The 15,152-nt window shown below is 33.0% G+C and carries 9 protein-coding genes; all 9 read right to left on the reverse strand.

What is annotated here, in order from left to right; translation table 11 throughout:
• Complete coding sequence (locus LNQ81_RS16505; protein ID WP_229948653.1) at positions 1-1,737, reverse strand: RagB/SusD family nutrient uptake outer membrane protein; 1,737 nt, start codon at positions 1,735-1,737, stop codon at positions 1-3.
• Positions 1,738-1,750: 13 nt separating this feature from the next.
• A complete protein-coding gene (locus tag LNQ81_RS16510) occupies positions 1,751-5,236 on the reverse strand; it encodes a TonB-dependent receptor (protein WP_229948654.1) in 3,486 nt (1,161 codons plus the stop codon).
• A 262-nt stretch (positions 5,237-5,498) separates the two neighbouring features.
• Complete coding sequence (locus LNQ81_RS16515) at positions 5,499-6,698, reverse strand: IS4 family transposase (RefSeq protein WP_229948556.1); 1,200 nt, start codon at positions 6,696-6,698, stop codon at positions 5,499-5,501.
• 100 nt (positions 6,699-6,798) lie between these two features.
• Positions 6,799-7,722 carry a FecR family protein gene (locus LNQ81_RS16520; protein ID WP_229948655.1) on the reverse strand — a complete coding sequence of 308 codons (924 nt, stop codon included), beginning with the start codon at positions 7,720-7,722 and terminating at the stop codon, positions 6,799-6,801.
• Positions 7,723-7,817: 95 nt separating this feature from the next.
• Positions 7,818-8,357: an RNA polymerase sigma factor gene (locus tag LNQ81_RS16525; protein WP_229948657.1), complete on the reverse strand. Its 540-nt coding sequence runs from the start codon at positions 8,355-8,357 to the stop codon at positions 7,818-7,820.
• A 209-nt stretch (positions 8,358-8,566) separates the two neighbouring features.
• Entirely contained in the window at positions 8,567-9,271 is a 705-nt protein-coding gene (locus LNQ81_RS16530) for an endonuclease/exonuclease/phosphatase family protein (protein ID WP_255669549.1), read from the reverse strand.
• A gap of 2 nt (positions 9,272-9,273) precedes the next feature.
• A complete protein-coding gene (locus LNQ81_RS16535) occupies positions 9,274-10,155 on the reverse strand; it encodes an endonuclease/exonuclease/phosphatase family protein (RefSeq protein ID WP_229948658.1) in 882 nt (293 codons plus the stop codon).
• Complete coding sequence (locus LNQ81_RS16540; protein ID WP_229948659.1) at positions 10,149-11,882, reverse strand: RagB/SusD family nutrient uptake outer membrane protein; 1,734 nt, start codon at positions 11,880-11,882, stop codon at positions 10,149-10,151. The genes LNQ81_RS16535 and LNQ81_RS16540 overlap by 7 nt, the downstream gene beginning before the upstream one ends.
• A 9-nt stretch (positions 11,883-11,891) precedes the next feature.
• The gene (locus tag LNQ81_RS16545) at positions 11,892-15,149 is read right to left on the reverse strand and encodes a SusC/RagA family TonB-linked outer membrane protein (RefSeq protein WP_229948661.1); all 3,258 of its coding nucleotides are present in this window, start codon (positions 15,147-15,149) and stop codon (positions 11,892-11,894) included.
• Positions 15,150-15,152: the final 3 nt, after the last annotated feature.

Genomic DNA, 15,152 nt, shown 5'->3' on the forward strand with positions numbered 1-15,152 from the left:
TTACCAACCTTTATTTTGAGTTAATCTGTTATTTAAAACAATTGCACTATAAGGTATAGGGTATAAATATTGGTGTTGACCGTATACCCTTTTTAAATTATCCATGATAATTAATATTCCTGAATCTCCATTAGATAATTTATATTGCTTGTTATCAATAATATAATAATACACTCCTTTCTGAGCATTAGCTGGCACTTTGGTTACAAATGATACATCAGCCTTTCCATCTCCATTCATATCCATCAGAGTATTCATAGCAGAAACATACATTCCATCATAACTTTTAATTAATAATTCACCCAACTTCCAACGTCTTAAATCATCGTATCTAAATCCTTCTAATACTAATTCTATTCCTCTTTCTCTTCGAATTTCTAACAGATTAGTATTTGTTATATTTGGAAAAAACTCCTGCTTTAAATACAGGTCTGGCATAATAGGCATTGCAGTATTGATAATACCAGCACGTTCTCTTAATAATTTAATTGTCTTGTCCCAATCTGTAGCTGTAAAGTCTTCTAACTCTGCTTTTGCTTCTGCGTAATTCAATAACACTTCAGCGTATCTAATTAGAGGCAAAGAGTTATTGTTTTCAGCCACACCATCTGTAGCAGATGAATCTAATGTTAATTTTTTTGGTTGGTATCCTGTATAAGTATAAGTAAAATCAGGAGCAGCTGCTTGCCCATCTCTATTATACTCTCCCATTCTAATTGTCTGTTCTAAACGTTGATCCCTATTCTTTACTTCTTCCACAAAAGGAATGGTAGCATGACCTGTATTATCAGTAAAACGAGTTCCGTCTATATTTAAATATGTATTAACAAATGATTTAGTTAGATTAGAACGATTACCGTAAGTCGCACTTGTATAGTACCAATTGGCATCATTAAAAATTCGATAAGCAGTACTTGCATTAGCAGCCAAAATCACCTCTGATGCTTCTACAGCTTCTTTATTAAACAAATTTCGATAGCTTTGATTGCCTTGTGCTGTATTTAAACGATAAGAAGATGTTTTCATTAATTCATCCGCAGCACTAACAGCTTGCTTCAACCAATCTACCGAACTCCCTACCAATCCTAATTCTGTATGGTATTTTCTATAAGTCCCTTCAAATAAACTTACTCTTGACTTAAAAGCTAAAGCTACTTGTTTAGTAATTATTGAAGCACTATTATCTTTTCCACCTTCAATATTTTGGATAGCAAAATCTAAGTCTTCTAATACCTTTTGCATCACCAACTCTCTTGAATCTCTTGGTTTATAAAGATCTGGATCATCAACCATTAAAGCTTTGTCGTACCAAGGCACATCGCCAAACCTCTTTACTTTATCAAAATAAAACCATGCTCTAAAGAATCGAGCCAGTCCTTGATAATGTGCTTTTCGTTTATCTATAATCTTTGCTCCTGTTGATTTCTCTAAAAAGTAATTAATATTACGTAAATCACCCCAACTCCAACCACCACTATCATAAGCAGTATAAGTTCCTGTTAAATAATTATTTATTGTTCGTCCAATAACATAATCAGACATATTGTCTGCACGAACAATATCATTACCATTAGGTAATATTTTATAAAAAGAGTTGCTATATAGTTCCAAATCTTTTTCTGTAGTAAAAGATACATCTGGCGAAAGTTTATCAAATGGTAATTGATTCAAATCGTTCGAGCACGAAGTTGTGATAAACAAACCAGCTAGAGCGGCTACTAGTATTATTTTTTTCATTGTTTGCTTGTTTTTAAAAAGTAATATCAATTCCTAAAGAGAATGTTTTTAACATCGGATAACGCATTCCATTACCTGCATTAGGTGATAATTCTGGATCTGCTCCATCAATTACTTCGGGATCCATTGTTTTTAACACTCTAAACATTGGTGAATAAGTCCATAAGTTCTGTCCTGAAAAGAAAATCCTCAAACTCTCTATCTTATTCTTTTCTAGCATCTGTTTAGGAAAGTTATATCCTATCGTTAAGTTCTTTAATCTGATATAAGCTGCATTCTGAATATATTTACTTTGTTGCACTTGAAGTTCTCCTCTACTATTTAGAGCGACATACCCTCTCATGCGTGGAAAATAAGCATCAGGATTTTCTTCTGACCACATCATATCACCCATCTTTGTTGGATGCCAACTATAAGGTCTATTATATGCTCCCCAGAATAAAGAATTATCTGCTCCTGGCCAAAAATCACGCTTACCAACTCCTTGAAAAAATGCAGATACAAAAAAATTATTCCATTCTAAATCTGTATTAAATCCAAAATTGAAACGAGGAGTTGAGTTACCAATTATTCTTCTATCACCAGGGTTATTTACTGTGTTATCTCCAATATTAATTACTCCATCTCCATTTAGATCGGCAAATTTAATATCTCCTGGCAACAGAATATTCGCTGCAGAAACACGGATATAGCTTTGATCTGCATGATTATTAATATCATTTTGATCGATAAAGTATCCAGCGTTTTCAAACCCCCATATTTCACCAATCTTCATTCCTTCATAATAAGTATTCAAGGAATTGGTAGGATTATTGAATTTTGTAATCTCAGATTGATTATCTGAAAGAATAAAACGGAATTTATAAGTCAATGGTTTTTTGAAATTTATTTTATCTTTCCAAGCAATAGATAACTCCCAACCTTTTGTTTCTAAATCAGCATAGTTGCCTTTTGGTTCTGTTGCTCCAAATACTTGTGGAAGGGGTGTTCCTTGAGTGTACATATCAGTCGTAGCTCGTTTATACCAATCAAATGAAGTTGTTAATCTTCGGTTGAACCATTCGGTATCAAAACCGATATTGAAAGTAGTTGCTTTCTCCCATGTTAGTCCATTTGGTATAACATTTGGTTTATTAGTGTACAACGGATTCTTACCATTTAGCAATACATTTAATTGATTAACAGACATCGTTTCTAAGTATTGATAGGGAGAAATATTACCATTACCTAAAGAACCATAAGAGGCTCTGAATTTCAACCCTGGTAATACATCTACTAAACGACTGTTTTGCCAAAAGTTTTCTTGTGATACACGATATCCTACAGAAGTAGATGGAAAAAATCCCCATTGTTGATTTTGTGGAAACTTTGAAGAACCGTCATATCGTCCGTTTACTTCTATAAAATATTTTTCTTGGAAATTATAATTCAATCGAAAGAATGCTCCTAAAGTAGCCCATTGATATCCTCCTCCTTTTAAAACAATATTTTCACCAGTTGCTAATCCAAAATCAGGTAATTGAGAATTAGTTAATTCATTGCGTTCTAAAGTCCGTTTATCTAAACGTAATTTCTCATAATTGTATCCTATCAATCCTTTAATATGATGTCCGCCTAACTGTTTTTGATACTCTGCATAAAGGTTCATTCCTTTATATGTTGTCTTCTCTTGTAGCTCTTCTAATTTATTTTCTCCTCTTTCTAGCAGCTCTCCTGGTTTTGTACTATAAGGAACAGGTGTATACTGTTTTTTCTCTACTTCATTTAAATTTCTGAATGTAAAATCCCCATATAGTTTTAGGTCATCCTTAATAATATCTGCTACAAAACTTGTTGTATTTCTTAATTGTTGCCTATTCGTATCTGAATAGTTTCCTCCTGACACAAAACTTCCAAATACAATTGCTGCATTATGTGTTAGTGTTCCATCTGGATTAAACATCATTGCTACAGGAAACGCTTCATCTGATATTCTACGCCAAACTGGTGTATCTGAAGGATGATTTAGAATAGGAAAAAAATAATCCATTTCAGCATACTCAAAATTATTTTCTAACTTTAACCAGCTTGTAGCTTGCAATGATCCTTTACCTCTTAAATTATACATATTGAATTTATCAGGATTGTATCTAAAAACACCGTCTTGAGAATTTACTCTACCTGATAGATAATAACTTGCTTTTTCACCACCACCACTCGCACTTAAATTATATTCTTGTGCTGTAATCATATCTGCATACAGTTCTTTCATCCAATCTGTATTTCCATAATATACATATTTACCAGTCGCTGGATCAATATCTACTTTACTCAAACTTGGATTTTCGGTACGTTCTTTTAGTTGTTGTAAATATTCCATTGAAAAAGGAAAAACACTATTTGCTTTTGAAGGATGCATCTTATAATCATTCCAAGAATAATATGCCTCATCAAATTGTTTTGCCCATTGATATCCATTAGTCACTAAATCAGGTTTAACTGTGTGATCTAAAACAGAAAAAGAGGTAGAGAAATTAATCTTTGACTTTTCATTCTTAGAAGTTTTAGTAGTGATCAAAACTACTCCAAAACTTCCCCTTGCTCCATAAATAGCCGCAGAGGCAGCATCTTTAAGAACAGACACACTCTCTATATCATTAGGGTTTAATAATGAAGGATCACCAGGTACACCATCAATTAACACCAAAGCATTTCCACCTCCTCCAATGGAAGTTGTTCCACGTACATTAAAGGTAGCACTACGAGTAGGCTTTCCATCCCCAATAATAAGGTTTAGGTTTCCTATTTCCCCCTGCAATGCCTTAGCTACATTAGAAACAGGGCGATCTTTAAATACCTCTGCCCCAACTTGATCTACTGCTCCAGTAACATTTACTCGTTTTTGTTTTCCATATCCCACTACCACAATCTCATCTAAACTAGTCTGATCCTCATTCATAACTATTTTCATAGAGTTATGAGCAAGAATTTCAACTGTCTTATACCCAATAAAAGAGATCTCCAACTTATCTTTACCAATGACCGCATCTAGCTCGAAGTTTCCATCCAGATCAGTACTAACCCCATGATTAGTTTCCTTTAGAATGATTGATGCTCCAGGTACACCTAATCCATGGCTATCTTTTACATTACCTCTAACTTTCTGTGTTTTAACTTCAGCTAATTTTACAGAAATAGTATTACCAGTGATTTGATAAGTTATCCCATACTGCTTAGACAAATAATCCAAAACAGTTTGAATATCTTTTGCATTAATACTCATGTCTACTTTTTTAGACAGTACTGTTACTTGATCACTATAGATCAGAGTATAATCAGATTGTTTTTTTATCGAATTAAATACATCAGTTATAGATGCTTGATTTAACTGTATCGAGATAGGTGATACTGTTTTTTGTTGTGCGTAGATACCTTCAATGCTTAATAACTGTAAAAAAAGCAAAGCAGTAGCTAAGGGAGTATATAATTTCTTACCTCCATTAAATAATTTGAGATACATAATTGTTATCTTTGTTTTTTAGTTAATTGACTTAATTGATAATTAATTATCAGTTTTAAACCTGTGCAATGCTGCAACATTGTATAGGTTTTCTTTTTTGCTAAATAATAGTAAGGTGTTTTTTCATATAAAAGTGTTGTGATTACATACTAGTTATCATTAGTGTCCGATAAAACTTATTATCAATAGAGTTTTTAGTCATATTGTATTGATAATAAGTTTTATACTTTTTTTATTTCCTACTAAGGCTAAAAATAGGCTGTCAGAACAAAGAGAGCTGTTTTATCTCTTGATCTTCAATAATCCAATCTTGTTCAGGGTTTTCTAAGAAATGTAATAGTTTAATGTAGTTAAACAGGTGAATCTTACAAAAACTCACCAAGTTTGAAAAAGCCCAACTTCGTGTAAGCTTTTTCTTAACTACAGATATAAGTAAATTTACTATTAAGACACAGTATATCTGTATTTTAATAGCATTCTCATTATCTCCTAAAAAATACTTTAAAGGGAAATTCTGTTTGAGCTGTTTAAAGACAAGTTCTATTTGCCATCTAAGTTTATATAAAGCAGCTATCATATCTGATCTTAATTGAAAGAGGTTAGTAATAAACTCAAAAACTCTCTTATTTTCTCTATCATAAAATTTCACTTTGCGTAGTTTAAGCTTGGTTAAGATATTGTTTTCTTTAATACTAACTTCAATGATTTGGTCTTGTAATACACCACTATGTTGGTGTTCAGGGATTTGATTAGCTTCTATTATATCATAATTTGCATTGTCTTTTATCCTTGTTACAAAGCCAGTTTGGTACTCTGAAAAATGTTTAAATGCCTTGTAATCATTGTACCCTTTGTCAAAAACATAAATGGTATTATCATCACATTTAAGTTTCTTTAAAAAATTATGATCATGTGTTGCTGCTGAACTAAACCACACCATATTGGGAACCTTTTCATCAGCATTAATCACTGAGTGAACTTTTATACCTCCTTTTGATTTTCCATCTTTGGATTTACGACCTACACAGCTTAATATATCCTTAAATAGGCTTAGGGTGCTACTATCAACAAGCTTTACTTGCTTTTTGATAACATCTTTAATTCGGCTGTCCGATAACTTATTTGTGTATTTACTAAGAAGTTGATTATAGACATCTTCGAAAAACCTCACTTCTCTATTTTTATTAGCATCTGATAAAGTACTACGTTTAGGGATATGATTTAATTGGAATCCTTTGGTTTTCCCTGATAAGCCAAGCATTGCACCAGATACTTCACGAAGTGAATTACATTTGGCAAAACAACAAAAAAGCATACTTATTAGATGGTCTTTGGATTTGAATTTCTTTACATAATAATCAGAGTTAGTATTTACTACTGCCGATTTAATAATCTCATCATCTATTAAAGAAATCAGCTGTCCGAATACGGATTTACTTGAAAAATATGTACTTTTACTCATCGTGTTTATGGTTTGCAAGACTAAACTACGATAACTTTTTAGAAGCCAGCATGCTGGCTTCTTTTTTTATCTCATATTTTAATCGGACAACAATGACTAGTTATTTTAAATACAATACGATTTGTCCATCTTTTTGTTTCTGATACTTTACCCCATAAATAAATTGTAAGCTCTGAAGGATATCACTTACTTTATCACTAGTAAAATCTCCACTAATTGTTGTCGTTGGTATTTCTCCAGCAGGGAGTTTCAGTCTAATATTAAAACGTCTATTTAATACTGTAACAACCTCATCAATACACATTTGATTAAACTTCACCTCTCCTTTATACCATAAGTTAAACTGTCCTTCTTCTAGCGTACTTTTGCTTAAATCGTCATGATTAACCAAAGTCACTCTTTCATTTTTGATTAGTACTACACTATTGTGACTTTGTTTGTCTTCTACTTTGACTTTTCCTTCATATACACTTACTTCAACAGTCTCATTAGGGCTATCATTGACATTAAATTTAGTTCCCAATACATGCGTATTTAACTTAGGGCTCACAACAATAAATGGAGTATCAGTAGAAGTATGTTTAACTTCAAAAAAGGCTTCTCCTACTAGCTGTACTTCGCGAATAGAACCGTTAAATATTTTGGGATAAATTAATTTACTATTAGAGTTTAAGTGAACATAAGTTGAGTCACTTAAATAAAACTGAAGTTGCTGTCCTTTATCAGCATAGTGTTCTACAAATTCTACATCTTCTTTAGTATAAAACATCGCATAAGACAACGATAACAGAACAACAGCTACTGCAGCTACTTTATAATACAAGGTGCGAGAACTTTTCTTTTTAGGTTTAATTCTCTTATCGATTTTCTCTTTTATTTCTTCTCCTTGAGAAGAAGTTACATTATTAGGAGAAAGACCTTTTACTTGCATTCTTTCAAAATACTTATCGACTAATGCTTCTTCTTCTTTACTGGCTGTTTTATCAACGTACTTCGATAAGATTTGTTTAAACTGTTTTATCATTCTTGTTATGTTTTATACTATGATGTTCTAATTTTTTTAAAAACCCCTATGTATAAAATCACACTTAACAATTAGATAATACAGTTAATCATTACTTAACACATAATAGACAATAAGACTGAGAAATGAAAGTCAGTAATATAACGTGTATTTCCTCTTAAAAGCTTTAGTGCTTTATTAATTTGATTTTCAACAGTACTCTCAGATACATTCATCTTCAACGCTATCTCCTTATAAGATAATTGTTCGTAAAAGCGCATTTTAAATATTGCTAAACACTTATCTGGCAACAATGAACATGCTGTCTGATCAATCTCACTTAACAGTTGTTGTTTAATCAAATCGAATTGAACATCGTCTAACTCTGGAACTAATGCTGCAATGTTTTCTATTTGTATTTGATCAAAGCGTCTAGTATTCAATGACTTTGCACATTGGTTTCGGACAGATTGAAAAAAGTAGGCTCTAGGTAATTCTACTTCGACACCCTCCATTCTGTTCCAATAGTCAATAAAAACTTCTTGTACAATATCTTCTGCTATTGCTTTATCTCTTAGCACATTAAAAGCATATATATATAACTCAGCCCAATGCTTTTCATATAAAGAATCAAACTTTTTCTCTTTACTTATCATAGTGTATTACTGCTTATTAGTCCGTTTTTGTACTAGATCAAATGTAACATTATAGCTTATCTCCAATTTTATTAAATCGTTAAGATTAACTACTAATAATTAAATCATATTCAACATTCAGGTTCAAATACTTTATAAAAAGCACTTGTTTCTTGTTTTTTTATTACAAAAAAAAGAGAGCGTATCACTACGCTCCCTTATTTTATATACTATTCTAAAGTAAAATCACTTAACATCATATTGTGATCTGAGAGACTATCTAATGGATAGACAGCTTGTCTCTGTATCATTATTCTACTAAGAATAGATTTGACGATAAAGTCTATCTTCTTTATACTTCTTTCAGTAGGTATTGTCCATTGTTTTGTAAAGCGACTATCAAATACAAAAGCCTCTTTTAAAATAGCAATAGGAGTTTCTGATTCAATAGCATTAAAATCACCTGTCAATACATCTATCTTAATAGACTTGCCTATTTGAACAACTTCCTTAGCCTGTAAAACCCTACTTTCATTACTCTGACTAGCTAAATGAGTAGTCGCTACAGTTAATCTTTTTCCATTACCTAGATCTAAGCTACACACCAACAATCCTCTCTTCTCTTCTGTCTCTACAATGTATGGCAAAGGATAAAAAGCACTCTCTACAATAGGAAACTTAGATAAAATACCGATTCCATAAGCTCCTGCTGCAAATTCTATAGTCTTTCCGAACTCATAGTACATACCCGTACGCAGTGCTAATTCAGCTATCTGATTTAGTGTTATCCCTGAACGTCTATTATTGACATCTAACTCTTGAAGTGTTACAATATCAACAGATTTACTATTAACAATAGCAGCAAGCGAATTAATATCTACAAAATGATCTGTGTCATTTGCTGCTACAAAATGGTGGACATTAAAATTAAGCAGTCTTACTTCTTCTTTTTTTTTTGAGCAAAATCAACTTTACTAACCCATCTAAATTCTGCCATAACAGGATAATGATCAGAAGCAAACCTCGCTCCTCTCTGAATATCTAATTCCTGATATTTCCAAGGTGCTAAATCTCCGCCTTTACTAAAGATATAATCAATTCTATTAGTAGGTTTTGCTTCTATATCCCATGCATTAAATGTATATCCTAATTCCGCTTTATTAGTCGCCTGATCCCTAGTATCTAAGAAACCTAGATCTATTATCTTCTGATAAGGAACATCTGTAGGAGGTAAATTCAAATCACCTGTCAAAATAATTGTTTCATCTTTTACAATTAGTTTTAATTGAGATGCTATTATCTCAACGCTTTTCTCGCGAGCAATTCTTCCTTTATGGTCAAAGTGAGTATTTATAAATACAAAACTTCTCTTTGTATTCTTATCTTCTAATTTAGCCCATGTAGCTACTCTAGGTAAAGAAGAGTCCCAAGAAATCATTCCTTTATGTGTTGGATCTTCTGCTAACCAGAAAGTTCCACTATCTAATAGTTTAAAGCGATCTTTAGCGTAGAATATAGGACTAAACTCTCCTTTGTTTCCAGATTCTCTTCCCTCCCCTACAAAATCATAACTTGTCAATAATCCTTGAAGATCAACTAACTGACCATAGGTTACTTCTTGCATTCCTACAAGATCAACTTCATTAAATCGAACGATTTCAGCCACCCAATCTTTTCTATTACTCCATTGATTAATACCATCTTTAGGAGTGTCCATTCTAACATTAAATGTCATAGTCTTTAATGTTTCTGGTTTCTGTTGTTGAGCGAATAAATTAAATGTAACTAATACAATTAATAAAGCTATATTTCTTACCATCCTGGATTTTGTTTTAAATTAGGGTTTAACTGCAGTTCTTGTACTGGAATAGGATATAGATAATCTTTATCTTCTTTGAAAGTACGAGTTCTAAATGTAGGGTGAGGTTCTACTAAATTATTTGAACTTAAATTTAAGTCTCTACCTAACTTCACATAATAAACTCCTTTTTGATTTTCAGGCTTTTGCCCATCATAAAGATGAATATCTACTGTTCCATTTTGATCTAAATCATAAGCTCCTATACCTGGGAAGTACATTCCCTCAATAGGTTGTGTTAACTTCTGCCCCTCTTTCCAACGTACAATATCTTCCCACCTATGATCTTCCATATACAGCTCTATACGGCGCTCTCTTCTAATCTCTAGGATAACACCTTTATTTGTATTCTGTACATTGCGATATTGGTTAGCGATATACGGATCAGGGTTAGCATTAGCTGCTCCTAAATCTAAACTAGGCATTCCTGCACGAGTACGAATCACATTAATAGACTTATCTAAATCTTCTTGTGTGAGTGTACCTAACTCAGCTTTTGCTTCTGCAAAGTTTAATAATACCTCAGCATATCTAAATAAAGGCAAGTCTACAATAGAGGCACTATTAGTATCAAACTGAGATTCTGTAACATACTTAATCAATTGATATCCTGTTACTGTAGCTGATAAATCCGGAGCTAGCTCTATATTACCTCCTATACGTTTATACTTAGGTGTGCGCACAGTTTGGTACAAGCGTAAATCACGATTTTTTGTTTCTTCAGCAAACTGCATTTTATTATAGTTAGGAATATCTGTAAAACGACTACCATCTTTCATTAAATAACTATTTACTAAATCTTTAGGCATACCTGGACGTCCATAAGAAGAAGTAATTGTATAGTAGTTTACATTGTGCTTTATGTTAAGTTCTGTAGAGAACTCCCTAGCTAAAATTATCTCTTGATCTATAGCACTATGTGAAGCAAACAAATTTAAATAATCTTGTTCTGGTTTTCCTGTAGAATACAGTTTGTAACCAGACTCTTTCATTAATTGTTCCGCTGCAACTGTTGCTTGTGTTAGATATTTTTCATACCCCTTAAGACCTCTATACTTCATGAAAGTTCCTTCATATAATCCGACCCTCACTTTTAGAGCTAATGCTGTCCATTTAGACACTCTGTAAGCTGATTTTGTAGGTTTCATGTTTTCAATAGCGAAATCTAAGTCTTTCATTATATTATCCACTACGACATTGCGTGGATCCCTAGGTTTCTCAAGAGACTTTGTATCATTAGGGTCTATCACATAGTCGTACCATGGCACATCCCCAAATCTCTTAACCTTCTCGAAATAAAAATAAGCTCTAAAGAATTTGGCTATTCCTCCATAATGTTTAGTTACATTCTTATCAGGAACTCTTTCGTAGTTTTCTAAAAAGTAATTGATATTTCTCAAATCTCCCCAAGACCAGCCTCCACCAGTAGTTGGTACAGTTCGAGCCCCTCTCATCTCTTCAGATAATGTACTCTGAATAATATTATCACTACTACTATCCCCATTATAAATGGAAGTAGATGGAAACATTCTATAGAATGAGTTTGAGAACAGAATTAAATCACTTTCTTTCTGAAAGAAGTTTTCTCCAGTCACATCCGAAAGTGGAGTTCTATCAAGATAGTCTTCACTACATGATGTTGTAGCAATCGCTAAACAGGCTAAAAAAAGTATTCTATATTTTTTCATTTTATATTCTTAAAAGTTTAATTGTACTCCAAAAGAAAGGATTTTAGAGAATGGATAGTTTTGAGCACTAGATCGAGTTCTTGCAGAACCTGGGCTATTAAAGTTAAAACTATTACTTGCAGCTTCAGGATCGATATAATCAGTCAAACTAGTGAATGTGAATAGATTCTCACCAGACATATAGATTCTTACTTTTTCTATATTAGCTCTCTTTGTAAAAGACTGAGGTAAAGTATATCCTATAGTTAGATTCTTTAATCTCAAATAAGCTATATTCTGCATATAACGATCATTATTAACTCCTAACTGTCTATTAGCTCCTAACGCTGTATATCCTACTAGACGTGGATAGTAACCATTTGGATTCTCTTGAGACCAGATATCATTAGCTAAATCTTGACGAATGAATGAATCATAAGGTCGGTTATACATCCCCCAGAATACTCTACTCTCTTCATTAGGATACCAATCTTGTTTACCTACCCCTTGGAAGAATGCAGAAAAATCAATTCCTTTCCACTCCCCTCTAAGTGTAAAACTATATAGATAACGAGGTGTAGTATTCCCTATCTTTTTAAGATCTCCGTGATCATCTAAGGTATTTAAACCATTATCTACTTTACCATCACCGTTTCTATCCACAAACATTACATCCCCAGGTTTTAAACCTCCTAGCGAATATATAAATGACGATACTTTTGATTGATCTGCATGGTTTTTAATCTGTTCCTCACTCGAGAATAAGCCTGCTACTTCATATCCCCATATTTCGCCTAGTTCCATTCCTTCGTAGTAATCTGTTAAGATCCCTTTAGGATTAGAAAATTTAGTAATACGTGTTTTAGAGTCAGCAAGTGTTCCTGTAATTGAGAAGTTAAAGTCACTATCTGCTAACTTAAACGAATCTGAGTATGTCAAGCTAAGTTCAAATCCTTTTGTTCTAAGGTTAGCTGCGTTCTCACGAGGAGCTCCTGTACCAAGAACAGCAGGAAGTGTACGCCCTCTTGTCAACATTCCATTTATATCTCTTTGGAAATAGTCGAAAGACATTTTTAATTTATTTTGAAAGAATGCCAAGTCAGCTCCTATATCATATGTTTCTACTCTCTCCCAAGTAATATCACGAGGATTAAGAGCTGGAGCAGTCATATAATCTAACTTAGCACCATCTAATGCATAACCATTGTCAATGGCTTTATTTAAAGTAGGTATATATTCATAAGCACCGATATTTTGATTTCCTAATTCTCCATAAGAAGCTCTAATCTTAAACTGGTTCCAGAACGAAATATTATCTTTAAAGAACGGTTCATTCGCTACATTCCAACCTATCGAATACGACGGAAAGAACCCCCATCTCTGGTCTTTAGGGAATCTAGAGGTTGCATCATAACGTCCATTAAACTCTACTAAATACTTACCTGCGTAATCATAAGACAAACGGTAGAAATAACCTCTCAAAGCCCAATCATAAGCACTACCAGTAACTTCAGGATTAGAAGATCCTAAGCCCACATTATTTAAATCATCTGAGATCAAATTCTGTACACTTGCTATAATACTTTCACTTCTAAAATCTTCTTGGTTAAACCCTCCCATCACTTCAAAATTGTGATGATTTAAAGAGAATTTATAGTTACCATAAATATTCACAGCATTATAAATCTCTGTTCTATTATTAGTATTTAATTTATTTACACCAAAATAGTCAACTTGCTCTGGAAAAATAGAATAAGGCACTTTAGTAGAACGTTCACTTATACCTCTTGTTCCTTTTCGATAAGCGTAACTAGCATAAATATCTAAATCTTTAATAGGATGAAAATGTACAGTATTAGCTGTAGAGAACTCATCTCTGCGAGATTCTTTTTTTGACTTACCATGTAATAATGCAGCGTAAAGTCCATCTCCTACAGTATAGTTATTTAATTCGGTACGCCATAATGCATTACCGTCTGGATTAACAGGCATGTAAGCAGGTAAAGCATGCACTAGCATGAAGTTACTCCATTGATCAGCCCATCCATATTGACTTCCTCCATGTGCCAAGTCATAAGATCTAAAATATTGATTATTCGTAGAAAAATCTATCCAGTCATTAATCTTGATGTCAAACTTAGCTCTAACATTATCTTTTTTATAAAGGTCTTCTTGTACTTTTAACAGTCCGTCTTCCTTATAATTTCTGTATGAAAAATATCCTTTTACTTTTTCAGACCCTCCTGATATACTTACATCATTGATATATGAGTAACGTTTATCTTTCCAAAAATAATCCCACCAGTCTGTATTTCCATAATGAACATACTGATCTCTACCATTTCTGTTTTGTATCTCAACTCGAGCTAAAGAAGGATTCTGAGATACTAATTTTAACTGTTCGTAATCTTCATCATTATACCCTGTATAAGTCTTACCTGTAGCAGCTAAAAAAGAGTCGTCAACTAACTTAGTAGATAAATAAGGATCTGTCAAGAAATTGGTATTCTGTGTCGGTGTCATACTATTCACTGTAGAACTAATATTAACCTTTACCTTTCCTACTTCAGGATTTTTAGTAGTCACTAATACCACTCCAAAAGCTCCCCTTGCTCCATACACAGCTGCAGCTCCTGCATCTTTTAGAACACTAATATTCTCTATATCCGCAGGATTAAGCGTGTTTAAATTCCCTTCTATCCCATCGATTAGTACTAATGGACTACCACCATTAATAGAGGTAAAACCACGAATATTAATATTTACATCTGAGTCTGCTTTTCCTCCACTGTTAATAATGTTCAATCCTGGAGTACTTCCTTGTAAAGCTGATATCGCATTAGAGCTAGGTCTATCCTCTAATAATCGCTTATCAACCTCTGCTACTGCTGTAGTGATTTTTTGTTTCTTTTTATCACCATATCCGATAGCTACAACAGTAATATCCTCTAATTGGGTATTAAACTGATTATTGCTAACATGGATAGTATTATTAGCATATTCTAGACCTAGACCTGTTTGCATAGAAATAAACTCTAAAACATCTAGAATACTCATACTCTTAGCACTCCACTCAATAAGTGGGATATCCTTTAAAGAAGCATTTTGATAAGTTACTTTCCCACCAACTTTTGCTGCTAATTCAATTAATACTGTATCAAGATGAGCATCTTGCTTAATATTAATGGTAACCAAAGGTGTTGTTGTCTTTGGTAGGTTTTCTTGTGCAGATAGAAAACCTGAACTCATAAGGAATGCTATATAACAACATACCCGAAATTTTTTCATGTC

Origin of the sequence: Myroides oncorhynchi, assembly GCF_020905415.1 — a bacterium.
Lineage (GTDB): Bacteria > Bacteroidota > Bacteroidia > Flavobacteriales > Flavobacteriaceae > Flavobacterium > Flavobacterium oncorhynchi_A.